Consider the following 23,340-nt stretch of genomic DNA (forward strand, 5'->3'; position numbering starts at 1 on the left):
CTTTGAAACCGCCGAGAGCGGAGGGCGCATTGAACATCGGGAGGAAATAACATGAAACGCAGTCTTTTGGCGGCAGCTGGCGTTCTGGCGTTGTCGGCTGGTCTTGCGCAGGCAGAGGGTGATCTGGCCTTTCCGGTCGGCGAGGGGGACTTCAACTGGGAGAGCTTTGAGGCGCTGAAGGCCACCGATCTTTCCGGTGAGCAGGTCACTGTCTTTGGTCCCTGGCTTGGCCCGGATCAGGAAGTGGTCGAAAAAGTGCTGGCCTATTTCGCGGCCGCCACTGGCGCGGATGTGCGTTACACCGGCTCTGACAGTTTCGAGCAGCAGATCGTTGTGGATGCCGAAGCCGGCTCTGCGCCCAATGTCGCTGTTTTCCCGCAGCCGGGTCTGGTGTCGGACATGGCCGCGCGCGGGTTCATCGCGCCTCTGGGCAGCGAGACCGCCGATTGGGTGCGTGAAAACTATGCCGCCGGGGATTCCTGGGTTGATCTCAGCACCTTCAAGGGGCCGGATGGCAATGATGATGTCTTTGGGCTGTTCTACAAGGTCGATGTGAAATCCCTTGTCTGGTACGTGCCTGAAACATTTGAAGATTTCGGTTATGACATCCCGCAGTCGATGGAAGAGCTGAAGACGCTGACCGATCAGATGGTCGCCGATGGCAACACGCCTTGGTGTATCGGTCTGGGCTCTGGCGGGGCAACGGGCTGGCCTGCGACCGACTGGGTTGAGGACATGATGCTGCGCACCCAGGATCCTGGCGTTTATGATCAATGGGTCAGCAATGAAATCCCCTTCACCGATCCGCGCGTTGTGAATGCAATCGAGGAATTCGGCTATTTTGCCCGCAATGATGATTACGTCTCGGGTGGGGCTGGCGCCGTGGCCTCCACCGATTTCCGCGACAGCCCCAAAGGTCTGTTTGCCAGCCCGCCGCAGTGTCTGATGCATCGTCAGGCGTCGTTCATCCCGGCGTTCTTCCCGGAAGGGACCGAAGTGGGTCTGGATGCCGACTTCTTCTATTTCCCCGCCTATGCAGAAAAGGACCTGGGCAGCCCGGTTCTGGGGGCAGGCACCCTGTGGTCGATCACCAACGACAGCAAGGGCGCCCGTGCGCTGATGGAATTCCTGAAATCCCCGATCGGGCACGAGGTCTGGATGGCGCAGCAGGGCTTCCTGACACCGCATAAGGGTGTGAACACCGACATCTACGCGACCGACACGCTCAAGAAGATGGGCGAGATCCTGCTCTCTGCCGATACCTTCCGCTTTGACGCATCTGACCTGATGCCGGGTGGTGTTGGTGCGGGCTCCTTCTGGACCGGTATGGTCGGCTATGCCGGCGGCACCCCGGCGGAAGAGGTCGCAGCAGAGATCCAGTCGTCCTGGGATGCGCTGAAGTAAGGCACCACTGCGGGTCGGCCCCTATGGGTCGGCCTGCATTCCCCCTGTTTTTGCCGTCCAGACCCCGCGCCGATCACAGGCCTTGCAGGTCACACCACATGTCAGGCCGGGGGCGGCCCGTCGTCCACGCCCTAGCGCGAAGGAACTCTTCCCATGCATCCAGCCATTCAGGGCCTGCTCACAATCGCCTTTGGCGTCGGAGGGTGTGTCGGCTATTTCTACTTTTCCAATCTGGTGTTGGATCGGGTGATCTTTCCGGCGCGGGGCACCCATATCGCCCGCAATATCCGCCGGGCCAACATGATCCGGCCCTGGCTGTTCCTCTTGCCCGCACTGCTCGCGCTGGGGCTTTATCTGGCCTATCCGGTGGTCGAAACCCTGCGCCTGTCGGTCACGGAACGTGTACCGGGCGGTGGGTCCGAGTTCGTCGGCCTTGCCAACTATCAGCAGATGCTGGCAGAGGCAAAATTCTGGGAGGCGCTCCAGAATAATTTCCTGTGGCTTCTTGTCGTGCCTGCGGCCTCGACCGCCTTTGGCCTGCTGGCCGCGCAGCTGACCGACCGGCTGGCCTGGGGCAATATCGCGAAATCGCTGATCTTCATGCCGATGGCGATTTCCTTTGTCGGCGCTGCGGTGATCTGGAAACTGGTCTATGACGCCCGCCCCGAGGGCACCGATCAGATCGGCGTCTTGAACGCGATCTACATCTACTTTGGCGGCGACGCGCCGATGCAGTGGCTGACGATCCCGTTCTGGAACAACTTCTTTCTGATGATGGTGCTGATCTGGATCCAGACCGGTTTTGCCATGGTGATCCTGTCGGCTGCCCTGCGCGGCATTCCCGAAGAAACCGTGGAAGCGGCCATCGTGGACGGGGCCGGGCCATTTCAGATCTTCTTCAAGATCAAGGTGCCGCAGATCATGGACACCATCGTTGTGGTCTGGACCACCATCACCATCGTCGTGCTCAAGGTTTTTGACATCGTCTTTGCCATGACCAACGGCCAATGGGAGACGCAGGTTCTGGCCAACTACATGTACGACAAACTGTTCCGCGCCAACGACTGGGGCGTGGGATCTGCAAGCGCCATGATCATCATGTTGCTGGTTCTGCCGATCCTTGTCTGGAACGTTTACAACGCCCGCCGCGAGATGCGCTGAGGAGACCGCGATGACTGTTATTGCCGGAGAAAAACCTGCGCTGATCTGGGCCTTGCGCCTGTCTGTTGTTCTGCTGGTGGGGCTGTGGCTGTTCCCGACGCTGGGCCTGTTAGTGTCGTCCTTCCGCACCGCCGACCAGATTGCGACCAGCGGCTGGTGGCGCGCGATGTTCCCGAGCGAACAGAACCTGACCCTGCGCACCGATCCCCCCAGCGAACAGGTGCAGGACGGCGATCTTTACGTGATTGAGGGGCGCCTGTTTGCCGACGGCACCGAGAGCGAGATTTCAGCCTGGGGCACCTCGGCACGCGAACCCGCCGCATACCAGCCCGGTGAAACCGCCGAGCTGCGCCGCGGTGGCACCCTGACGGTGACAGAAGATGGCGCCTACCGGCTTGAAAGCGCGGAAGAGATCGGTGGCAAGCGCGGCCCCCGCGTCTTTGTCACCGCAACCGTCCCGCCAGAATTCACGCTGGAGAACTATGAAACCGTGCTGATCTCCGGCAACGCAACGGACAATATGGCAAAGGCGTTTTTCAACACGCTGACCGTCACCATCCCGGCGACCATTATCCCGATCCTCGTCGCGGCCTTTGCCGCCTATGCGCTGGCGTGGATGGAATTTCCGGGCCGTGCCCTGCTGGTGGCCGCGATTGTTGGCCTGTTGGTCGTGCCCCTGCAACTGGCGCTGATCCCGCTGTTGAAGTTCCACAATGAGATCGGCATCGGCAAAGGTTACATCGGGGTCTGGATGGCACACACGGGCTTTGGCCTGCCGCTCGCGATTTACCTCTTGCGCAACTACATGGTCGGCATTCCGCGCGACATCATTGAAAACGCCCGCGTGGATGGCGCGACGGATTTCATGATCTTTGTCCGCATCATCCTGCCGCTGTCCTTCCCTGCGCTGGCCTCATTCGCGATCTTTCAGTTCCTGTGGACCTGGAACGATCTTCTGGTGGCGATGGTGTTCCTGATCGATGCAACCGGTGAAACCACGGTGATGACCAAGCAGATTGTTGAACTGCTCGGCACCCGTGGCGGCAATTGGGAGATCCTTGCAACCTCTGCCTTTGTCTCGATCGCGGTGCCGCTCGCCGTCTTCTTTGCCATGCAGAAATACCTCGTCCGTGGCCTCCTTGCAGGCTCGGTCAAGTGACCTGATCCGCAGGCCGGATGAGACCGGCACTGCCCCTTACTCTAAGACTATGGAAACAGCTGACATGAACGCTCAAGCTCAACTCGACCCGGCCCAGGTTCTCGCCGCTGACCCCGATTGGTGGCGCGGTGCGGTGATCTACCAGATCTACCCGCGCAGCTATCAGGACAGCAACGGCGACGGCATCGGTGATCTGAAAGGGATCACCCAGCGCCTGCCGCATATCGCCTCGCTTGGCGTGGACGCGATCTGGATCTCTCCCTTCTTCACCTCCCCGATGAAGGATTTCGGCTATGACGTCTCGGATTACTGCGACGTCGATCCGATGTTTGGCAGCCTGTCCGACTTTGACCAGCTGGTCGCAACCGCCCATGGTTTGGGGCTTCGGGTGATGATCGACCTGGTGCTGTCGCATACCTCTGACCAGCACGCATGGTTTGGCGAAAGCCGTCAGAGCCGCGACAATCCCCGCGCCGATTGGTACGTCTGGGCCGATCCGCAACCCGATGGCACGCCGCCGAACAACTGGCTGTCGATCTTTGGTGGCTCTGCCTGGCAATGGGATCCCCGGCGCGAGCAGTACTATCTGCACAACTTCCTGGTTTCGCAGCCGGATCTGAATTTTCACTGCCCTGCGGTGCAGGACGCGCTGCTGGATGTGACCCGCTTCTGGCTGGAGCGTGGCGTCGATGGCTTCCGTCTGGATACCATCAACTTCTATTTCCACGATGCAGAGCTGCGCTCCAATCCGGCCCTGCCGCCGGAACAGCGCAACGCCACCATCGCGCCCTCGGTGAACCCCTATAATCATCAGGAACATCTCTATTCCAAGAACCAACCGGAAAACCTGGCGTTTTTGGGCCGGTTCCGCGCGCTTCTGGATGAATACCCCGCCAAGGCCGCCGTGGGCGAAGTGGGCGATGCGCAGCGTGGTCTTGAGATCATGGGCAGCTACACGGCAGGCAACAGCGGCGTTCACATGTGCTACGCCTTTGAGCTTCTGGCCAAGGATGTGCTGACCGCCTCCCGTCTGGCCGAAGTCTTTGCAGAGGTGGACCGCGTTGCCGCCAATGGCTGGGCCTGCTGGGCGTTTTCCAACCACGATGTGATCCGCCACAGCAGCCGCTGGGGGCTCAACCCGGCGGCACAACGTCTGTTCACCACCATGATGATGTGCCTGCGCGGCACCACCTGCATCTATCAGGGCGAGGAACTGGGCCTGCCCGAGGCGGACATCGCCTTTGAAGACCTTCAGGATCCCTATGGCATTGAGTTCTGGCCCGAATTCAAGGGGCGGGACGGTTGCCGCACACCGATGGTCTGGGAGCCATCAAACAGCACCGGCGGGTTTACTGAGGGCAAGCCGTGGCTGCCGGTCTCGCCCGAACATCTGACTCTGAGCGTGGCCAGCCAGGAGGCCGATCCAGAGGCGATGCTGCACCACTATCGCCGCGCTATCGCGCTGCGCAAGGCACATCCGGCATTGGCGGTAGGCACCCATGATCAGCTGCGGGCAGAGGGCAATGTCGCCTTCTTTACCCGTCAGGACCGCGACGAGGTGATCTTTTGCGCCTTCAATCTGGGGGATACCGAGGCAGAGATCACCCTGCCGGAAGGCACCTGGCAAAAGCCCAACACCGACATCGCCCTCGCCGATCTGCCGACGGGCGGCGCGCGGGTTGTTCTGGCACCTTGGCAGGCCTGCCTTGCGGTGCGGGGCTGACAGAAACACGAGCAGGGGAGGGACCAGTAGATGGCAAACCTGAAATTGACCAATGTGGCCAAAACCTACGGGGGCGGCGTCGAAGTCCTGAAGGATATCAACCTCGATATCAAACAGGGGGAGCTGATTGTTTTTGTCGGCCCCTCTGGCTGCGGCAAATCCACCTTGTTGCGGATGATCGCGGGGCTGGAACGGATCAGCGGTGGCACGCTGGAAATCGATGATGCGGTGATGAATGACATCCCGCCCGCCCAACGGGGCATTGCGATGGTGTTCCAGTCCTACGCGCTTTATCCGCATATGACGGTGCGCGACAACATGGCCTTTGCGCTGAAGATTGCGAAGAAAAGCAAGGACGAGATCGACGCCGCCATCGACCGTGCGGCCAAGATCCTGCAGCTGGAACCCTATCTGGATCGCCTGCCCAAGGCGCTGTCGGGTGGGCAGCGCCAGCGGGTTGCCATCGGCCGGTCCATCGTGCGCGATCCCAAGGTCTATCTTTTTGATGAGCCGCTCTCCAATCTGGACGCGGCCCTGCGGGTCGCTACCCGGATCGAAATTGCCCAGCTGAAAGAGGCAATGCCGGACAGCACCATGATCTATGTGACCCACGATCAGGTGGAGGCGATGACGCTGGCCAGCCGGATTGTGGTTCTCGCCAACAAGGGTATCGCGCAGGTCGGCACGCCACTTGAGCTCTACGAGAGACCGGAAAACGAATTTGTCGCCCAGTTCATCGGCTCTCCGGCCATGAACCTCATTTCCGGCACGGTGATCGCCACCGGTCAACACACCACCGTTCGGCTCAGCAGTGGCGAAGAGGTCGTGGCAGAGATCCCGACCACCGACGCCGATCAGGGGCTTGCCGTGAATGTCGGGGTGCGGCCCGAGGATCTGGTGGAAGAGGGCAGCGGTGGCGCACTGATCGACAGCCGCGTTGATATCGTGGAGGCCCTGGGCGAAGTCACCGTGCTTTACATCGCGGCGGGCGAGGGAAAGGATCCGCTGATCGCGAAGCTGCCTGGCATTCACAAGGGGCTGCGCGGCACCTCTGTGCGGCTCTACGCCGATCCGGCCAAGCTGCATCTCTTTCACAACGGCCAGTCGCTGCTTTATCGCTAAGCGCCTGCGTTATTTTTGCAAAACGGTGCTGCGCCATTCCTCGAGGAACCGGGCGCGTTTCAGGCGATCCAGAAACACCAAAAGCCCCGGTCCCATCTGGATCGGACGCAGCGCGGCGGTGGGGCTGGTTTCTGCCGTTGCGTAGCGGGGAAAGGGGTAGGCCGGATCGCGCTGGTTCCCCCAGGCCGCTCGCAACAGGTGATCGATGAAGGCACCAGCCAGATCCGGGCGGTCTGCGCCTTTCAGCACGACAGCGGTGCGCAGCATCATATTGGTGTAGTCCTGCGGATCCACGATCTTGATGCGGTCGGCCAGATCCACCCGTGCCCGCGCATAGCTGCCAAGTACATTGTAAGCGATGGCCAGCTCGCCCCGTGCGACCGCCTCGATCATCTCTCCGGAACAGCAATAAAGCCGCAGATCGAGGCTGCCGAAAATCTCCATCATCCGCCAGAAACTTTCGGAGGTGCGCAGATCTTGTGTTGCAAACAGATAACCCAGCCCGCTGGTTTCAACATCATAGGTGCCGATGCGCCCCCGGAACCGATTGGGGTAGCGGCGCAACAGGGACATCAGCGCCTGACGGCTGCGCGGCATCTCCAACCCCTCAAAGGCGGCGGGCGACAGCACGATGGATGCGGGCTCCTGCGAGAAGGCAAAGACGTGGTCGCGCCAGACCGCCCAGTCCGGGATGCGCAACCGCCCCGCGGGGGAATGCGCGCGGGTGTAGCCGTCATTGGCCAGCTTGGTCTGCAGATCCAGCGCCGAGGAAACAGCCAGGTCAAATGCCGCGTTGTCCTCCACCACGGCGCGCATCAATTCTGAACTGCTGACGGTGACATAATCCACCACCACCGTGGGGCGGCTGCGCAGAAAACTCTCGATCAGCGGCGCCAGAAGATCCGTGTCGGTGGTGGACAGCACCCGCAGGACATCAGCGCCAGCAGCACCGGCAGCGGGGCCAAAACGGCGCTGGTCCTCGATCTCGAACGCCTGCGCAGACCCAGCGAGAATGCCCGCAAGGCAGAACAGGCTGATCACCCGCAAAGCAACTGTCAGGACATTGGAAAACACAAGGAAACGCATGAACCCTCCCGTCTTGGGGATGCGGCAGGCGGGCCGCTGGTGGCTTGGCTCGGCGCGATGGTCAGGCGTCCGCCATGGGCCTCCACGACTTCGCGCGCAATGGTAAGACCAAGGCCCGAGCCAATCGTCCCCTCGGCATTGGCGCCCCGCGCAAACCGTGCGGTCAGCGCGTCGGTGTCACCGCTGGGAAACCCGCCCGCCTCGTCAATGATGCTCAGCCGCAGCTCTGCCCCCTCCTTGCGCAGGATCACCTGAATGTCGCTTTCGGACGGCGCATATTTGATCGCATTGTCCAAAAGGTTGCGCACCGCGTTCTGGATCAGGATCGGATCACCCGACAGGGGCGGCGTCTGCGGCAGGTCGGAATGCAGCGCGATATCCTTCAGCTCTGCAATCGGGCGCAGGCGGTTCAGCAACTCGCGCGACAGCGCCCCCAGATCCACCTCTTCCCGCAAGAGACTGTCGGTGCGAAAGGTCACCATCGCATGATCCAGCAGCTGCCCCGCCGCGCGGGAGCTTTCGTCGATGGCGCGGATCATTTCACGCAAAGAGGCGCGGTTTTCGTCCCGCTCTACCCGCCGCAGGGTGATCTCTGCCTGCGTGCGCACCGTGGCCAGCGGCGTGCGCACCCGGTGGGCGGCTTCGGCGATGAAATCTTCGGACCGCGACAGGGACACCCGCAGCCGTTCAATAAAGCGGTTGAGCGATGTGACCAGCGGGATCATTTCGGACGGCACCGGGCGGCGCACCGGGCGCAGGTCCTTGGGGCCCCGGCGCGACACGGCCTCGGCCAATTCTGCCAGGGGGCGGATGCTGGACTGCGCAGCCCAGATTGCCAGAAAGGCCGCGATCATGAAGAACCCGAGCCCCAGTTGCAGCGCATTGCGGGTCAGCTCCGCCAGCTGCGCGGCTTGCCCTTCGCGGGTCTGGGCGACGGAAATCACCACATCAGAGACCTGACCATTCAGCGACACCCGCCGCGCCAATGTGACCATGCGAATGCTGTCACCCTTGTAGTGCAGGGTATCAAATCGCGGCTGGCCCCGCGGTGGTGCACCATCCGGCAGCGGCAGATCCGCATATCCCGTCAGCACGCTGTCATCCTGCGCGATACGGTAGAACACCCGGTCATTGCTGACATTTCCCAGCATGGAGAGCGCGGCATAGGGAATGTCCACCGACACCTCGCCGGACCGCACCGAGACCGAATCCATGATCGAGGTGGCAGAGGCCGCAAGAATGCTGTCATGGGTCTGCTGCGAAACGTCTCGGGTAAAGCTCAGCACGATAACAAACAGCAGCGACGCCAGAAACGCGGCACTGCCCACCAGTTGCAGCGTCAACCGCCGCCGGATGGACCCGCTGGTGGGCAGGCCACGGCTCATGCAAGCGACATCCGGTAGCCCAGCCCGCGCACGGTGGTGATCTCCACGTCAGAGCCTGCCAGATGTTTTCGCAGCCGTCCCACATAGACCTCAATCGCGTTTTCGGAGACGTCCTCTTCATAGGAAAACAGCCGGTCAACCAGCTTTGACTTGGAAAAGATCCGATCCGGCGCGTTGATGAAAATTTCCAGAAGTCGCAGTTCCTTGTTGCGCAGGGAAACGGTTTTTTCGCCGATGTTCAGCGTTCCGGCCATCGGGTCAAAGACCACGGATCCGAATCGTTTCTGGTTGGAACTGCCGCCTCCGTGGCGGCGCAGCACGGCACGGCAGCGCGCCTCCAACTCGGAAAAATCAAAGGGTTTGGTGATGTAGTCATCGGCTCCCAGATCCAGAACACCGACGCGGTCCGACACCTCGGATCGGGCGGTCAGGACGATCACGGGGGTGGTCCCCTGACGGTTGCGATGTGCCTTCAGAAAATCACGACCGTCACCATCTGGCAGCATAATATCCAACAAAATCAGATCGTAATCGGCCGTTGCCGCATAGTCATCCGCGACCGAAATATCCGGGGCATGGTCCACGACATGGCCATCCATCCGCAGGCGGTCCTCCACTGCGGCGGCAAGGCTGAGGTTGTCTTCTACCAGCAGAAAGCGCATGTCGCTGTGTTCCGGTTCGGGTCGATAAAATGCCAACCACTTTGGCTGGTGACAGGTTTGTGTCAGCTTCGCGTGGTCCCTTTCAGTCATGAGCGGCCAAGCCGCCATTTGTCAAATGGGAGGAGACAAAGATGAAAATGACCCTGACCCGGCGCGCGCTGATGGCCGCGACCGCCGCGACGACGCTGGCTTTTGCTGCCCCGGTGGCTGCGGACGAGATGGTGGACAGCATCCACTTTCTGATCCCCGGCGGCGCAGGTGGCGGCTGGGACGGCACCGCGCGCGGCACCGGAGAGGCGCTGACCAAGGCAGGTCTCGTTGGCAATGCGTCCTATGAAAACATGTCCGGCGGTGGCGGCGGCAAGGCGATCGGCTATCTGATCGAAAACGCCGAGAGCAACCACGGCACGCTGATGGTGAACTCCACCCCGATCGTGATCCGCTCGCTGACTGGCGTGTTCCCGCACAACTTCCGTGATCTCACCATGGTGGCCGGTACGATTGGTGACTACGCTGCAATCGTCGTGGGCAAGGACAGCCCGATCAATTCCATGTCGGATCTGATCGCCGCCTATCAGGCAGAGCCGCGCAAGACAGCCATTGGCGGTGGCTCGGTTCCGGGCGGCATGGATCACCTCGTTGCAGCCATGGTGATGAAGGCCGCAGGCGAAGAGCCGACAGCAGTGAAATACATCCCCTATGATGCGGGTGGCGTGGCTATGGCGGCGCTGCTGTCCGGCGAAATCGCGGCGCTCTCCACAGGCTTCTCCGAGGCGATTGATCTCGCCAACGCAGGCGAAGTGAAAATCATCGGCGTCACCGCTGACGAACGTGTTCCCGCCTATGCCGATGCTCCGACCATGAAAGAACAGGGGATCGATGCGACCTTCGTGAACTGGCGCGGGTTCTTTGGCGCCCCCGGCCTGCCGGAGGACAAAGTGGAAGCCTACCGCGCTGCGCTGGCCAAGATGTATGACACTCCCGAATGGGAAGAGGTCCGCGCCCGCAATGGTTGGGTGAACATTCACAACAGCGGCGATGACTTCGTCAAATTCCTGGAAGGTCAGGAAGAGGTGATCCGCGGCCTGATGCAGGAGCTGGGCTTTCTCTAAAGCCTGACCTGCCGCGCGACCGGAGGGCACAACCGGTCGCGCATCTTCACCTGCCCGCCAGCCCAATAACCAGAGCCCCCCACCGAGACCTGCGCCCGGTGTGATGCGGGTGGCATCTGTTCCGGCCCAAGCGGCAGGGCCACGATCTGCATTTTCAATCGACCGGAAGGGAGGAGCCCGATGGCGCTCGACCGATGGATTGCACTGGTCATCCTGATGATCAGTCTCGTCTATGGCTACACGGCCTTTTTCACCATGGATGACGGCTTGCCTCCGTTCATGAAATTCAACGCCATCTGGCCCAGCACCTTTCCCAAGGGGCTCTCTGTTCTGGCCATCTTCTGCGCGCTCATCATTCTTGTCTCTCCCGGCAAGGATACCGATGGCCCCAAGGTCGGCGACATCGATTACCGCCGTCTGCTGGACTACAAGATCGGTCAGGCCGCGGCGCTCTTGGGGATGATGGTGCTATATGCGCTGCTGCTGCGTCCGGCCGGGTTCCTGATCTCGACCGTGGGCTTTCTGGTTATCAGCTCGATGATCCTGGGAGAGCGCAAGCTGCATATCCTGATCCCCATCGCAATGATCGCCGCTGGCGTGGTCTGGTATCTTGTGCAGGGTGTCCTTGGCATCTATCTGCGGCCGCTGCCGCTGTTCCTTGGAAACGGAGTCTGAGATGCTGGACGGAATTCTGATTGGCCTCAGCACGGCCTTTTCCCTGAGCAATCTACTGATGGTGATTGGCGGCTGCCTCATTGGCACCTTCATCGGCATGTTGCCGGGTCTTGGCCCGATGAGCATTATCTCCATCATGATCCCGGTCGCGATCTCCATTGGTGATCCATCGGCGGCGCTGATCCTGCTGGCGGGGGTCTATTATGGTGCGATCTTCGGCGGCTCGACCTCCTCGATTCTGATCAATGCGCCGGGCGTGGCCTCGACCGTGGCGACCTCATTTGATGGCTACCCTCTGGCGCGGCAGGGCAAGGCGGGCAAGGCGCTGACGGTTGCGGCGATCTCGTCCTTTTGCGGCGGCAGCATCGGTGCGGTGCTCTTGATGATCTTTGCACCCGCACTTGCCAGTGTGGCACTGCTGTTTCATTCGGCTGAGTATTTTGCCCTGATGGTGGTAGGGCTTTCTGCCATTGCGGCCTTTGCAGGCACCGGTCAGGTGGTGAAGGCGCTTTTGATGACGGTTCTTGGCCTCATCATGGCCACGGTAGGTGAAGGCGCGCTGTTCAACATGCCGCGTTTCACGATGGGCATCATGGATCTGCAGTCGGGCTTTGGCTTCATCACCCTGGCGATGGCGATGTTTGCCCTGCCAGAGGCGCTGTATCTGGTGCTGGATCCCAGCCGCTCCAAAACCGAAGGGGGCAGCAGCGAGATCAAGGATCTGCGCATCACGAAAGCTGAGGCAAAATCCATCGCGCCGGTGATTGGCCGTCAGTCGATCCAGGGCTTCCTGATTGGCGTGCTGCCGGGGGCAGGGGCCACCATCGCGTCCTTCCTTGGCTATGCGGTTGAACGCAACATCGCCCCGAAGGACGAGCAGGATCAATTCGGCAAGGGCTCTGTCAAAGGCCTCGCCGCGCCCGAAAGCGCCAATAACGCAGCCTGCACCGGTTCCTTCGTGCCACTTCTGACATTGGGGATCCCCGGTTCCGGCACCACCGCGATCCTGTTGGGGGCGCTGATTGCGCTCAACGTCTCGCCCGGTCCACGGCTGATGGTGGATGAGCCACAGATCTTCTGGGCGGTCATCATCTCCATGTATGTGGGCAACCTGATCCTGCTGATCCTGAACCTGCCGCTGATCCCCTATATCGCCAAGGTGCTGGCCGTTCCGCGCAACTACCTGATCCCGTTCATCTTCTTCTTTACGCTGATGGGGGCCTATATCGGCCAGAACAATGCGACAGAGTTGTTGATCCTTGTCGGTCTGGGGATCTGCGCGACGCTGCTGCGCTTTGCCGACTATCCGCTGGCCCCTTTGCTGATCGGCTTCATTCTGGGGTCGATGCTGGAGGACAACTTCTCCCGTTCGATGCAGATCTATGATGGCTTCGGCTTCCTGATGGAACGTCCGATGACCATCGGTCTCCTGGGCTTTGCGGTGCTCTTGGTGCTTTTGCCAGCTTACCGGGCGCGCCGGGCGCGGCTGCGTCAGGCGGGGGTTGCTGATGGCGACTGATCGCCGTTGATATCACAGGGTAAGAATGGGCGCTGCGGCGCCCATTTTTGCACCTACCCCAGGATCAGCAGCCACAGCCAGACGGTCAGGATGCACGATCCGGTGGCAATCAGCACGGAAGAGGCCGCCACCCGCTTGGCGCGGCCATACATATTGGCAAAGATATAGGCGTTGAACCCCGGCGCCATCGCGGCATTCAGCACGGCAGAGCGGAACAGATCCGGTTGCACCTTGAGCGCTGTGCCCATGCTCCAGACCAGCGCCGGGTGCACCATCAATGAAATCGCACAGACAAAGCCAATGGCGCGCAGGTCGCCTTCGGGGCGGTATTGCACCAGCACGCCCCCCAGCGCAAACAGCGCAGTCGGCAGTGCCGCGCGAATGACCAGCGATAGTGCTTCATCCACCGCCTGCGGGATCCACAGCCCCGAGAGGTTCGCCACAAACCCCAATGCGATGCCAAGGATCAGCACGTTCTTGAACATCGCACTGAACACCGATTTCACCGTAGCGATACCGCCCGCGCCCTTGTTGCGCACGATCTCCATCACCGTGATCCCCAGCCCGTAGCAGAACGGGGAATGAAAGGCGATGATCGCGTAGTTGCCGGTCAGATTGTCTGCGCCATAGGCGCGTTCGGTGATCGGCAGGCCCAGCAGAACCGAATTGGAGAACAGACAGCAAAAGCCAATCGCCACGCAATCCTCCCAGTCGCGGCGGAAAATCAGCCGTGCGCCAATCATGCCCAGGCTGAAACAGATCGCGGCGCCTGTGTAGAAACTGATCAGCAGGCGGGGGTCGAAGCTCGCCGACAGATCCAGCGTCGCGATGGCGCGAAACAGCAGGCACGGGATGGCAAAGCTCTGGGTGAACTTCATCAGCGCATCGACGTGGCCGGCTTGGAAATACCCCCGCCGTGTGGCGAGGTAACCCGCCCCGATCACCAGAAAGACCGGCAGGATGACATCAATCAGGCTCTGAAACATGATGTGCCTTCCTGTCGGGCAGAGCCGTCATTGCGTTTGACGTGGGCTCAGATCGGGTATTCGATCACCATGCCATCATAGGCGGGATCGACATGATCGGGGGTTTCGGCTGCGACCTGAGCATAGTCCAGATCGATGTGCATATTGGTCAGCACCGCGCGCTTTGGTGCCATGCGCTCGATCCATTCCAGCGCCTCATCCAGGCACAGGTGGGTCGGGTGCGGCTTGCGGCGCAGCGCGTCGATGATCCAGCAATCCAGGTCGCGCAACTCGTCCAGCGCGCTGTCGGGGATCTTTGCCACATCCGGCAGATAGGCCAGATCGCCAATGCGGAAACCCAGCGCCTCGATAGAGCCGTGGTTGACCTCAAAGGGGCGCAGGGTGATGTCGCCGCCGGGGCCAGAGATGGTCAGCGGGCCATCAATCTGGCGCAGGTCCAGAATGGGCGGATAGGGGGAGCCTTCGGGCTGGATGAAGGCATAGCCGAACCGCGACAAGAGCGCGTTCTGGGTGTCGCCGTCGGCGTAGACCGGCACCCGTTCGCGCATGTTGAAAACGATCATGCGCAGGTCATCGATGCCATGCACGTGGTCGGCGTGCGAATGGGTGTAGACCACACCGTCAAGCCGACCGGTGCCAGTGTCCAGCAACTGACTGCGCATGTCTGGCGTGGTGTCGATCAACACCGTGGTGGTGCCCTCTGGACCGTCGCGTTCAACCAAAAGGGAACAGCGCCGCCGCACATTGCGCGGATTGGTCGGATCACAGTCTCCCCAATGGCCGCCCAGACGCGGCACCCCGCCAGAAGAGCCGCAGCCCAGAATGGTAAAGCGCAGCGCCCCCATCAGGCAGCGGCCTCATATTTGGCAGCTTTCCAGAACAACCGGTCGAAATTGGCCTGGGTTTGGGCGGCAAACTGGGCGTAGTCGACACCAAACACCTCTGCGCCGACGCGGGCGGTATGGGCCGTATAGGAAGGCTCATTGCGCTTGCCGCGATAGGGCGGCGGCGCCAGATAGGGCGCGTCGGTTTCCACCAGGATGCGCTCCATCGGGGCGGCGGCAAAGATGTCGCGCAGTTCCTGGCTCTTGGGAAAGGCCGCGATGCCCGACATCGACAGGTAAAACCCCAGATCCACCGCTGCACGTGCCAGCTCCGCCGAGGAGGAGAAACAGTGCATCACACAGCTATAGGCGCCCTTGGCCATCTCATCGCGCAGGATTGACGCCATATCATCATCGGCGTCGCGTGAATGAATGATCAGCGGCAGGCCGGTTTCCCGCGCGGCGGTGATATGGATGCGCAGCGACTCCTTCTGCACGTCCTTGCTGTCGGCCGTATAGTGGTAATCCAGCCCGGTCTCGCCGATGCCAACGAATTTCGGATGCTGCGCCAGCGCCACCAGCTCATCCACGGTTGCCATCGGCTCGTCAACGGCGCTCATCGGGTGGGTGCCTGCGGCATAGAAGATCGGCGCGTGGGCCTCCGCGATGGCGCGCACGGTCGGTTCATTGCGCAGTTTGGTGCAGATTGTGACCATGCGTGTCACACCCGCCTCTGCCGCGCGTGCAATCAGCGCGTCCAGCTCGCCCTCGAAATCGGGGAAATCCAGATGGCAATGACTGTCCGTGATGGACGGGGGCATCGGGGAAAGGGTCTCGGTCATAACTGCTCTCTGTCGCGTGCTGCGGGGGATCCGTCGAGGGATCAGCGCGCCGCAGTTTCCTGCATCTTGAAAACCGTATCTAGAACAAGCGCAGCGGGGTCAAGGTTCACCGCCTGACCATGACGCATCCGTGCTGTGACCTGTGCGGCCAAATCTGCCCAGGCGCGGGCTTTGTGGGGGGTGGGGGACAGACGCGACAGGATCGCGCCCTCCTGCGGGGCCGCTTCGGGCATCGGGGGCAGTCCGGTGGCCCCGGTGCGCGCCAGCCGGGCCAGCGCCGTATCGATCAGCGTCAGCAACAGCTCGAATTTTTCGGCGCCGCCGCGTGCGGCAGCTTGCTCTGCCAATGCCATGGCGCGCTGCCGGTCCATGCGCGGCATGCTGTCCAGAAGGCGGATCAAATCGCTGTAGGCCGTCAGACCGCCCAGGTTCAGCAGGCGCAGTGCCGCCCCGACAGACCCATTGGCCAGCGCTGCCAGATGGGTGGTCTGCTCCGGTAGCTCGGCGCCTGCCTGCGCCAGCGCCGCCTGCATGTCCTGTGGCCCCAGCGGCGCAAAGCGCAGCAGCCGGCAGCGCGAGCGGATCGTCGGTAACAGCCGCGAGGGCTGATGCGACACCAGCAGCAGGGTGGTGCGGGCAGGGGGTTCCTCCAGCATCTTCAACAGCGCATTTGCGGCGCTGATGTTCATGTCATCGGCCGCGTCGACAATCACCACCCGACGTCCGCCGTCAGTGGCCGAGAGGCCAAAAAATTTGTTCAGCGCGCGGATGTCATCCACCACGATCTGATCGCGCAGCTTGCCCTTGTCGTTTTCGCTGCGGGTGATCGACGCCAGCCCCGGCTCTGCCAGTGCCTGAATGCGGTGCATCACCGGATGATCCATCCCGATATCCAGCGAGGTGGCTGGGGGAGGGGCCCCGAAAAGCCCCGCATCCTCAGCCGGGGGCTGTGACAGCAAAAAGGCCGCAATACGCCAGGCCAGCGTGGCTTTGCCCACGCCCTGCGGCCCGGTCAACAGCCAGCCGTGATGCAGCCGGTCAGAGTTGAAGGCGGTCAGAAAATCCTGCTCTGCCTGCGCCTGTCCGAACAGCTGCAGCGTTTCGCGGGGATGGGGCGCGCCAGGGGTCTGATCGGCCCGCAGCGGGGGCTCATCCTTGCTCATGCGCCTGCATCCCCGTCGCGTTCGGGCAGAGCCGCGGCGACAACATCCAGCACATCCTGCGCCACCACATCCATCGGGCGGTCGCCGTCAATCACCCGGAACCGGTTCGCAAATTCCTGCGCCAGTGCCAGAAAGCCCGCGCGCATGCGCTGTTGCAGATCCAGGCCAAAATCCTCGAACCGCTCTTCGCTGCCCTGACGGCCCTTTGCGCGTGCCAGTCCCTTGGCCGGGTCCATGTCGATCAGGATGGTCAGATCCGGTTCATGGCCGATCATCAGGCGATGCAGCTGGTCCACGCTGGCGCGCAGATCCCCCCGCGACAGGCCCTGATACATGCGGGTGCTGTCGGCAAAACGATCGCAGACCACCACCTGACCAGCGGCCAGAGCAGGCAGAATGCGCCGTTCCAAATGATCGCGCCGCGCCGCAGTAAACAGCAACAGCTCGGTCTCTGCCGACCAGCGATCCGGGTCGCCCTCAAGCACCAGACGGCGGATTTCCTCTGCCCCGTCCGAGCCACCGGGTTCGCGGGTCAGGACAACATCCAGCCCCCGTGCCCGCAGCGTGTCGGCAAGCATTCGGCATTGGGTCGACTTGCCGGACCCGTCGATGCCTTCAAACGTGACGAACAGACCGCCCCGTGCTGTGGCGGGTGTCTCTTGCGAGGTCTCTGCGCTCACTGGCTGGCCTCTGGACCTTTGAGGAACTGTTTGACCAGCACTTCGGCTGCGGTCTTGACCCGCACCGGAAAGCCTCCGGTGGGGATGTCCTTCTCGGCCACCAGCGGCAGGCGCACCTCTGGCAACTCATCGGGCTGCAAGACCAGCTCTGCCAGCTTCTGGCCCTTGGTGATCGGCGCATCGATCGGCCCGGTATAGACAACCTCTGCCGCGATATCATCGCCCGCAAGCGCGGGAAGCAGGATGTTCAGATCCTCTGCAGGCACCAGCCCTACGGTTGGCTCTGCGCCGCGCCAGACCTCGGCTTCTGCGACCGGAACACCCGCTTTAGCCACCGTTTTTTTGGCAAATTGGCGAAACGACCAGTTAACAATGGCCTCGGCCTCCTCTGCGCGCGCATTGGTGCTGTCGAGACCGGTAATGACAAAGATCACCCGGCGGTCGCCCTGTTTGGCCGAGCCAACCAGACCATAGCCTGCCTCTGATGTGTGCCCGGTCTTCAGACCGTCCGCACCGATCCCCAACCCAAGAAGAGGGTTCCGGTTCCGGGTGTTGGAGGGCGCGCGCCCGTCGAATTCAAACCGCTTTTCGGCAAACAGCGGATAGTATTCAGGGAAATCCTCGATCAGCCGCTCTGCCAGAATGGCCAGATCTTGAACCGACATCCGATGCCCGGCCGCAGGCCAGCCGTTGGAATTGGCAAAGGTGGAGTTCTCCATCCCCATTTCTTGCGCGCGCTTGGTCATGTAGCGGGCAAATCCCGCCTCTGTTCCATCAGGGCTCAGTGCCTCGGCGATGACAACACAGGCATCATTGCCCGACAGGACGATGATGCCGCGCAAGAGATCCTCGACGCGGACCCGGTCCTGCGTGTTGAGAAACATGGTCGAGCCCTTGTAGCTCATGGCGTGTGCACTCACCGGCAGGCGTTCATCAAGGGTCAGACGCCCGTCGCGGATCGCCTCAAACGCGACATACAGCGTCATCAGCTTGGACATGGACGCAGGCGGGAGCGCTAGATCACCGTTCTTGTTTAGCAAAACAGTGTCGGTCTCCTGGTCCAGCACATAGGCCGCGCGCGCGCGGGTGTCGAATGCGGCGGCCGATAGGGCAGAGACGCTGACCAGAAGGCCAGCCGCCACAGCGAGTTTCATGCCAGTAAGGGCCTGTGCAAACAGGCCGGAGAAGCGGGGGGCGGTCGCAGGGGTGCTCACGGATCAGTCTTCCCGGTTTGGGTCTTTGAAGAGGCAGTCAGGGCAGCGGCGCAAAGGGTCAATTGGTGACCGCATAGGCGTCAGAGAACCCGACGTCCTTTACGCTGCGCAGCAGCTGGCTGCGTTCGGATTTCGTTTGGGCGGGCCCGACCAACACCCTCCAGAAGGGTTTGCCGTTGCTGGATTGCTCCAGCACCGTGGGGATCAGGCCTGCATTGCGCATCTGATCGGCGGTGCGGCGGGCATTTGCCTCGACGCTGAAGATGCCGATCTGGATATAGGGCTTTTCCAGCGATGAACCCGCTGCAAGGGCGCGGGTATCGGTGGCCGCTGCCGCTGCGACAGGCGCGGTGGCGACGGGGGATGCGGGCTCTGCAGCGGCGTCGATCGCGGCGGCGGCGCCCGCAATCGGGTCAAGCGGTGTTGCCTCGATCTGGTCGGGGTCGGTCACGGCGATATCCTCGCCGCTGCGGTCGATGGCGTCACCGCTCAGGGTGGGTTCGGGCACGGTCTCGCGGCGCAGCGCAGTCACGTTCAGCTCGACCGGGGCACCCGCCAGCATTCCCAGCGCTTCAGCCGCATCAGAGGACACCTGCAAGCGCGGCCCCGGAATTTCCCGTTCGCGCCTGAACAGCGCGCCGATCACGAATTTTCCGTTGGCCTGATTGCGGATGATGACCTGTTCGGGGTCTTGCGCATCGGGATGGGCCACCCAGACCCCGCCAAGAGAGGGGCGACCATCCCACAAACCGGCCTCAGTCACCTGAAACACATCCGGCGCTTCGATTTCGCGTTCCACCAGACGGGTGCTGGAGGATGGGGTCACGGCACCGGCGGGCTGTTCCTTGGGTTTCAGAAACGAAAGATTGGCGCCCTCTTCACAGGCGGCCAAAAGCATCAGACCGGCCATCGCCGCCACCAGGCGCGGACCGTGTTTGCGTGTCGACATAGCGTGAACCATGTTTGTTTCCTTGCCCGTATCTCAGGACGCGACCGCGTCCCTGCCGGTTGTTCCGGCGCCCCTTTTGCTGCGGGCAGCATAGCCGCCGCGCCGCGCCATGAAAACCCTGTGGCACTGGCCTCGGCAAGTTTTCGGCCATCACGCCCACGTGACACGAAACCCCGCGTCAATGCAGCGGATGGACATCGTCATGGCCGTCCAAAGGCCTGTGGCGTCAATTCCCTCTTGCCAGCCGCAGCGCAAGCCCCTAAACCACGCCCGACCGGGGAGGTGGCAGAGTGGTCGAATGCGGCGGTCTTGAAAACCGTTGAACGTGAGAGCGTTCCCAGGGTTCGAATCCCTGTCTCCCCGCCATCATTTCAAGCAGTTGGCCGCCAGTTTAGCCGATCACTTCGAGTGGGTGTTTCTGCGGTTTCCCAAAAAATTTCCCACGTTCACGATCCGTTTTTGTTTCGTTCTCTAAGGTTGTGAGCCTCTTTCGCTAAGCGCTTTTGACTCGCACCTTTGGAGTACTTCTGAACCATGGTGAGGCTTTTGTGTCCGGTGATCGCCGCGATTTGCTGATCCGTGCAACCGGCCTCCGCTAGTTCACCAGCGGCACTATAGCGCAAGCCGTGCAGAGAGTATTCAGTCAGGTTCGCGATCCTCCGCACGGCCATCACTTTCTTTTGCAGCTGGTCGTAGTTTAGCTGCTTCCCAAATCTATCTGCTAGAATGAATTTAGCGCTAGTTTTCTGGCTCGCGTCGAGCACTGCTGCAAGCCGTGCTGTGAATGGGAGCCAAAGTCGCACTTTAGTCTTGCCCTGTGTCACCCAGATACCGCTGTCCTCGATGTGTTCCCATTCCATTCGGGTAAGGTCTGAAGCGCGCTGCCCCGTTCCCAGGGCAAGCTCGAAAATCAGCAGAGCTAGGCCATCGGCGTGTTTGCGGTATGCCGTGATTGCGGAGGTAGGCCAAGGTTTGTGGCCTTCACCAGTCTTGATCTTAGAAATTCCTTTTGCTGGGTTGTCCCGCTGCCAGTCCAAGTCGATCGAATGTTCAAACAGGATCGACAGCATGTGGGGGATGTAGTTGGCAAAGCGCGCCCTGTGCCGGTTTGCCATTTGCGCGTCGATAATCGTAGATCGCCGCATCTTCGTCGGGTCTTTGCTGCCTAGCTTGTCAGAGATGTATTCCAAGACTCTAGAATAGTCGGCTCTGGTGCGCGGTGCCAGGCTTTCCCATCTGGGTGACTGCTTGTAGCTCAGGATCAGCTTTTCGAAAGTGTAACGCTGAGATAGGGGGCCGTCACCGCGCATCAGTCGCCAATACTCACGGTCATACTCTTCGCTGTTAGGATCGTCTGGCAGTCGGACATAGCGACCGTCCTTGCGAAAATACTGGTATGTCCGCCCTTTGATTGTCTTAGACGAAGTGAATTTCTTCTTCACCATTGCACGTCCTCGTAGCCGTCGACGAAATCGCCTCGCATTACGGAGCGCAGTTCCTCTGCGTCCCAACGTTCGAGAGGCCCTACTTTGCGGGGACGTGGCAATACGCCCTGTGCGACAAGCTCGCGGAATTGAGCTGGCGCCATGTCCATCATCTTTGCAGCTGTTCTCTCAGCGACTGCGAGGGGGGAAATCTTGCCCATTGGGGTCTCCGAGTGCAGTGGTTTCAATGTGAATATTCGTGATGCTATTCTGGCATCGCGGAAAATGATCGATTGTGTTTGGGCGCGGCCGGTCTCCGTGAGTGGGATTTGCCGCGCCCAGGCAAAGCGGGACTGCCCGCGTTGTGAAAAAAGGGCCGGGACCTTAGCCCCGGCCAGGTCCTGCATCAGCTGTATTGGGCTTCAGCAAGAGGGGAGTGTTCTTGGTGGTGGAGCTATCCAAGCGCTCCAGCAGTCTGTGAGCCAGCAACTCGCCTGCAATGTCTGGCAAGAGATGGCGTGCCTGCGCAGCAAGTTCTGCATCGCTCATAGTGGCTAGCATGTGCGTGGGATCATTTGAAGCCAGTGCGCGCAGCTGGTCATCAGAGGTTAGTCGATCATCTTTGTGATGCTGCATCACGTTTTCCTTTTGGAATGCGCAGGCGGCCGACAATTTGGAGGATTGAACCACCTGCGCGTGATCCGTGCCGTCGATTTGGCGCGGAACCTCTGAATGCGCAGCCTGGGCAATCCTCAAAACCAAGCTGCGAAAGGTAGGGGGGTGGCTAAGCTGCCCGTTTGTCAGGAGCGGTCAGTCCGCGTCTTTCCATGATCGCCCTGACTTTTCCGCCGACGCGATCAAGCACCATTTCCGTTGGTTCGGGCGTCGGCGTGGGCCAGTCGATTATGTACTGAGGCCGTAGGCGCGCGGGGTTAAAGCTTTGGCCGCGCGCGGCCTTCATTGCAGCCCATGCAGAAGTGAACAGGTGGATTTCATCGAGGTGATCCTCGGGGGAACCGGCGATCTGTCGTGCGGTCTGAGTGATGTCTTGCATTCAATCCTCCATCGGTTGATGGGGAGTGTGTAGTCCGAAAAAAATGGACCAGTCAATCCATAAGTTCAAAAAATTCGGATCAATAAAATGCTCGCTTTCCAGTTGCGCCAGCGTTATTTCGGAACGAAAGGAGAACATTTTTGAGAATCGAGTGTAGATGATAGTTCGCGTCGCAGTTCTGTTGCGGCGCGTTGGAGTGAACCTGAACTGGGTATTTGACCCGCTCGGGGCTATTCGCTTTGCAGCGCGCCGAAAAGGCGGTCTTGGACGTCCTGGGGAAGTTGAGCAAAATCCCCGTGAAGGATGAAATTAAAGTCAATCCGGTGTTGTCGATAATAGTAGCGCATCGTCTTAATGGCGGGAGCGCCTCGGCTTTCCTGAGAGTGGAATGTCGTCTTTTTGAGGCCGAGCTCTTTAGCTACGTCGAGTTGCTGCATGCCAATGGACCGCCGGGCTGCAAGCATGCGCCGACGGATAGCTTCTGGGCTTACATCGCCAGTCAGCGCCAGCTGTTCTTTTTGTTCAATGTCCATTGGGTTTGAATACCCCAGATCCGAATAAATTGAACTTTCTGTCTGTCAGATCTTGATGGTCCGCAATTTTCGGACTACTCATGTCGCCATGAACACTCGAAATCTTATCCAAGCCCTTGGCGGCTACCGCTCCGTTGGTGTGCGGTTGGGCAAGAGCCCGACCACTGTCCACACCCATATGCAGGAGGGGGTTCTGCCTGCTGCATGGTATGATGCACTGTGCCAGATAGCGCGAGAGAGCGACGTGGCTGAACCGCCACGATCGCTCTTTTCCTTTCTGCAGGTCGGTGACCCCTCGAGTGGGGAGGAGGCGGCATGAGACGTGCGCAGCTGACCCTAATTGTGAACAATGAAATGACATGCTCGCAGTCTGGCAGGGATTTCGACCAAAAGTCTTGGTCGAATAAGTTTGATCCCTATGCGTTAAAGGTTAGTGGCCCCGAGCTGTGGTCTGCCTACTTCAGAGCTCGCTTTGCCTCCCCGCGGGAGGTGGCTCTGTTTTGCGATGTGAGCTTTCAGACCGCGCTGAACTGGTGGGGGGCTCTGACAGCCCCGGCCGGGCATATCGCCATTCTGGTCATGCTGAGCGATCCGGGCGCGCCTGCCTTCTTTGCTGACAGCTTGCGGAGGGCCGCATGATGACGTGTTTGCAGCCGATTATTC

25 protein-coding genes and 1 tRNA gene are annotated in these 23,340 nt (G+C 61.0%); 11 read left to right on the forward strand and 15 right to left on the reverse strand.

Annotated elements, in window-relative coordinates:
• Positions 1–51: 51 nt before the first annotated feature.
• From KUV39_RS07400 to KUV39_RS07420, 5 genes are all read left to right on the forward strand, one after another.
• Complete coding sequence (locus KUV39_RS07400) at positions 52–1,404, forward strand: ABC transporter substrate-binding protein (RefSeq protein WP_222459387.1); 1,353 nt, start codon at positions 52–54, stop codon at positions 1,402–1,404.
• A gap of 153 nt (positions 1,405–1,557) precedes the next feature.
• Positions 1,558–2,565 carry a carbohydrate ABC transporter permease gene (locus KUV39_RS07405; protein WP_222459388.1) on the forward strand — a complete coding sequence of 336 codons (1,008 nt, stop codon included), beginning with the start codon at positions 1,558–1,560 and terminating at the stop codon, positions 2,563–2,565.
• Between the two features lie 10 nt (positions 2,566–2,575).
• The gene (locus tag KUV39_RS07410) at positions 2,576–3,724 is read left to right on the forward strand and encodes a carbohydrate ABC transporter permease (protein WP_168578125.1); all 1,149 of its coding nucleotides are present in this window, start codon (positions 2,576–2,578) and stop codon (positions 3,722–3,724) included.
• Positions 3,725–3,788: 64 nt separating this feature from the next.
• Entirely contained in the window at positions 3,789–5,447 is a 1,659-nt protein-coding gene (locus KUV39_RS07415) for an alpha-amylase family glycosyl hydrolase (protein WP_168578126.1), read from the forward strand.
• Between the two features lie 30 nt (positions 5,448–5,477).
• Positions 5,478–6,569, forward strand: coding sequence for an ABC transporter ATP-binding protein (locus KUV39_RS07420; RefSeq protein WP_222459389.1), 1,092 nt, complete (start codon positions 5,478–5,480; stop codon positions 6,567–6,569).
• 9 nt (positions 6,570–6,578) lie between these two features.
• Here KUV39_RS07420 and KUV39_RS07425 read toward each other — a convergent pair whose 3' ends face one another.
• Genes KUV39_RS07425 through KUV39_RS07435 form a run of 3 tightly spaced genes read right to left on the reverse strand, consistent with a single transcriptional unit; the run spans position 6,579 to position 9,702 of the window.
• Positions 6,579–7,655, reverse strand: a complete 1,077-nt coding sequence (locus KUV39_RS07425) for an ABC transporter substrate-binding protein (RefSeq protein WP_222459390.1) — start codon at positions 7,653–7,655, stop codon at positions 6,579–6,581.
• The gene (locus KUV39_RS07430; protein WP_222459391.1) at positions 7,625–9,040 is read right to left on the reverse strand and encodes a sensor histidine kinase; all 1,416 of its coding nucleotides are present in this window, start codon (positions 9,038–9,040) and stop codon (positions 7,625–7,627) included. Before KUV39_RS07430 ends, KUV39_RS07425 begins: the two co-directional genes overlap by 31 nt.
• A complete protein-coding gene (locus tag KUV39_RS07435; protein ID WP_008560921.1) occupies positions 9,037–9,702 on the reverse strand; it encodes a response regulator transcription factor in 666 nt (221 codons plus the stop codon). Before KUV39_RS07435 ends, KUV39_RS07430 begins: the two co-directional genes overlap by 4 nt.
• Positions 9,703–9,833: 131 nt before the next feature.
• Here KUV39_RS07435 and KUV39_RS07440 point away from each other — a divergent pair, with 131 nt between their 5' ends.
• The 3 genes from KUV39_RS07440 to KUV39_RS07450 all read left to right on the forward strand — a co-directional run bounded on the left by KUV39_RS07440 (position 9,834) and on the right by KUV39_RS07450 (position 13,008).
• The gene (locus KUV39_RS07440) at positions 9,834–10,814 is read left to right on the forward strand and encodes a tripartite tricarboxylate transporter substrate binding protein (RefSeq protein ID WP_222459392.1); all 981 of its coding nucleotides are present in this window, start codon (positions 9,834–9,836) and stop codon (positions 10,812–10,814) included.
• Positions 10,815–10,994: 180 nt separating this feature from the next.
• Positions 10,995–11,489, forward strand: coding sequence for a tripartite tricarboxylate transporter TctB family protein (locus KUV39_RS07445; RefSeq protein WP_222459393.1), 495 nt, complete (start codon positions 10,995–10,997; stop codon positions 11,487–11,489).
• A 1-nt stretch (position 11,490) separates the two neighbouring features.
• On the forward strand, positions 11,491–13,008 hold the full coding sequence (locus KUV39_RS07450; protein ID WP_222459394.1) for a tripartite tricarboxylate transporter permease: 1,518 nt from the start codon (positions 11,491–11,493) through the stop codon (positions 13,006–13,008).
• A gap of 53 nt (positions 13,009–13,061) precedes the next feature.
• Here the strand turns inward: KUV39_RS07450 and KUV39_RS07455 are convergent, their stop codons facing one another.
• From KUV39_RS07455 to KUV39_RS07485, 7 genes are all read right to left on the reverse strand, one after another.
• Complete coding sequence (locus tag KUV39_RS07455; RefSeq protein WP_008562215.1) at positions 13,062–13,994, reverse strand: AEC family transporter; 933 nt, start codon at positions 13,992–13,994, stop codon at positions 13,062–13,064.
• A gap of 47 nt (positions 13,995–14,041) precedes the next feature.
• A complete protein-coding gene (locus KUV39_RS07460) occupies positions 14,042–14,839 on the reverse strand; it encodes an MBL fold metallo-hydrolase (RefSeq protein WP_209034107.1) in 798 nt (265 codons plus the stop codon).
• Positions 14,839–15,660 (reverse strand): TatD family hydrolase, encoded by an 822-nt coding sequence (locus KUV39_RS07465; RefSeq protein ID WP_222459395.1) that lies wholly within the window; start codon positions 15,658–15,660, stop codon positions 14,839–14,841. Before KUV39_RS07465 ends, KUV39_RS07460 begins: the two co-directional genes overlap by 1 nt.
• A gap of 41 nt (positions 15,661–15,701) precedes the next feature.
• Positions 15,702–16,823 carry a DNA polymerase III subunit delta' gene (locus tag KUV39_RS07470; protein WP_222459396.1) on the reverse strand — a complete coding sequence of 374 codons (1,122 nt, stop codon included), beginning with the start codon at positions 16,821–16,823 and terminating at the stop codon, positions 15,702–15,704.
• A complete protein-coding gene (tmk, locus tag KUV39_RS07475; protein WP_168578134.1) occupies positions 16,820–17,503 on the reverse strand; it encodes a dTMP kinase in 684 nt (227 codons plus the stop codon). The genes KUV39_RS07470 and tmk overlap by 4 nt, the downstream gene beginning before the upstream one ends.
• Positions 17,500–18,657 carry a D-alanyl-D-alanine carboxypeptidase family protein gene (locus tag KUV39_RS07480; RefSeq protein WP_222459417.1) on the reverse strand — a complete coding sequence of 386 codons (1,158 nt, stop codon included), beginning with the start codon at positions 18,655–18,657 and terminating at the stop codon, positions 17,500–17,502. The genes tmk and KUV39_RS07480 overlap by 4 nt, the downstream gene beginning before the upstream one ends.
• Positions 18,658–18,775: 118 nt before the next feature.
• Positions 18,776–19,678 carry an SPOR domain-containing protein gene (locus KUV39_RS07485; protein ID WP_222459397.1) on the reverse strand — a complete coding sequence of 301 codons (903 nt, stop codon included), beginning with the start codon at positions 19,676–19,678 and terminating at the stop codon, positions 18,776–18,778.
• Between the two features lie 264 nt (positions 19,679–19,942).
• Here KUV39_RS07485 and KUV39_RS07490 point away from each other — a divergent pair.
• Positions 19,943–20,032 (forward strand) — tRNA-Ser (locus KUV39_RS07490).
• Positions 20,033–20,112: 80 nt separating this feature from the next.
• Here KUV39_RS07490 and KUV39_RS07495 read toward each other — a convergent pair.
• The 5 genes from KUV39_RS07495 to KUV39_RS07515 form a co-directional block, all read right to left on the reverse strand.
• Positions 20,113–21,111, reverse strand: coding sequence for a tyrosine-type recombinase/integrase (locus tag KUV39_RS07495; protein WP_222459398.1), 999 nt, complete (start codon positions 21,109–21,111; stop codon positions 20,113–20,115).
• Positions 21,105–21,311 carry a hypothetical protein gene (locus KUV39_RS07500; RefSeq protein ID WP_046212357.1) on the reverse strand — a complete coding sequence of 69 codons (207 nt, stop codon included), beginning with the start codon at positions 21,309–21,311 and terminating at the stop codon, positions 21,105–21,107. The genes KUV39_RS07495 and KUV39_RS07500 overlap by 7 nt, the downstream gene beginning before the upstream one ends.
• A 163-nt stretch (positions 21,312–21,474) precedes the next feature.
• Complete coding sequence (locus KUV39_RS07505) at positions 21,475–21,726, reverse strand: hypothetical protein (protein WP_209034088.1); 252 nt, start codon at positions 21,724–21,726, stop codon at positions 21,475–21,477.
• Positions 21,727–21,874: 148 nt separating this feature from the next.
• Positions 21,875–22,144, reverse strand: coding sequence for a hypothetical protein (locus tag KUV39_RS07510; RefSeq protein ID WP_008562320.1), 270 nt, complete (start codon positions 22,142–22,144; stop codon positions 21,875–21,877).
• A gap of 230 nt (positions 22,145–22,374) precedes the next feature.
• Positions 22,375–22,677, reverse strand: a complete 303-nt coding sequence (locus KUV39_RS07515; RefSeq protein ID WP_037302281.1) for a hypothetical protein — start codon at positions 22,675–22,677, stop codon at positions 22,375–22,377.
• Between the two features lie 88 nt (positions 22,678–22,765).
• On the opposite strand from KUV39_RS07515, the gene KUV39_RS07520 reads away from it, so the two are divergent.
• On the forward strand, positions 22,766–22,996 hold the full coding sequence (locus KUV39_RS07520) for a hypothetical protein (RefSeq protein WP_008562010.1): 231 nt from the start codon (positions 22,766–22,768) through the stop codon (positions 22,994–22,996).
• Positions 22,993–23,316: a hypothetical protein gene (locus KUV39_RS07525; RefSeq protein WP_222459399.1), complete on the forward strand. Its 324-nt coding sequence runs from the start codon at positions 22,993–22,995 to the stop codon at positions 23,314–23,316. Before KUV39_RS07520 ends, KUV39_RS07525 begins: the two co-directional genes overlap by 4 nt.
• Positions 23,317–23,340: the final 24 nt, after the last annotated feature.

The sequence above is a fragment of the Phaeobacter italicus genome (assembly GCF_019801785.1).
In the GTDB taxonomy this organism is placed as follows: domain Bacteria; phylum Pseudomonadota; class Alphaproteobacteria; order Rhodobacterales; family Rhodobacteraceae; genus Phaeobacter; species Phaeobacter italicus.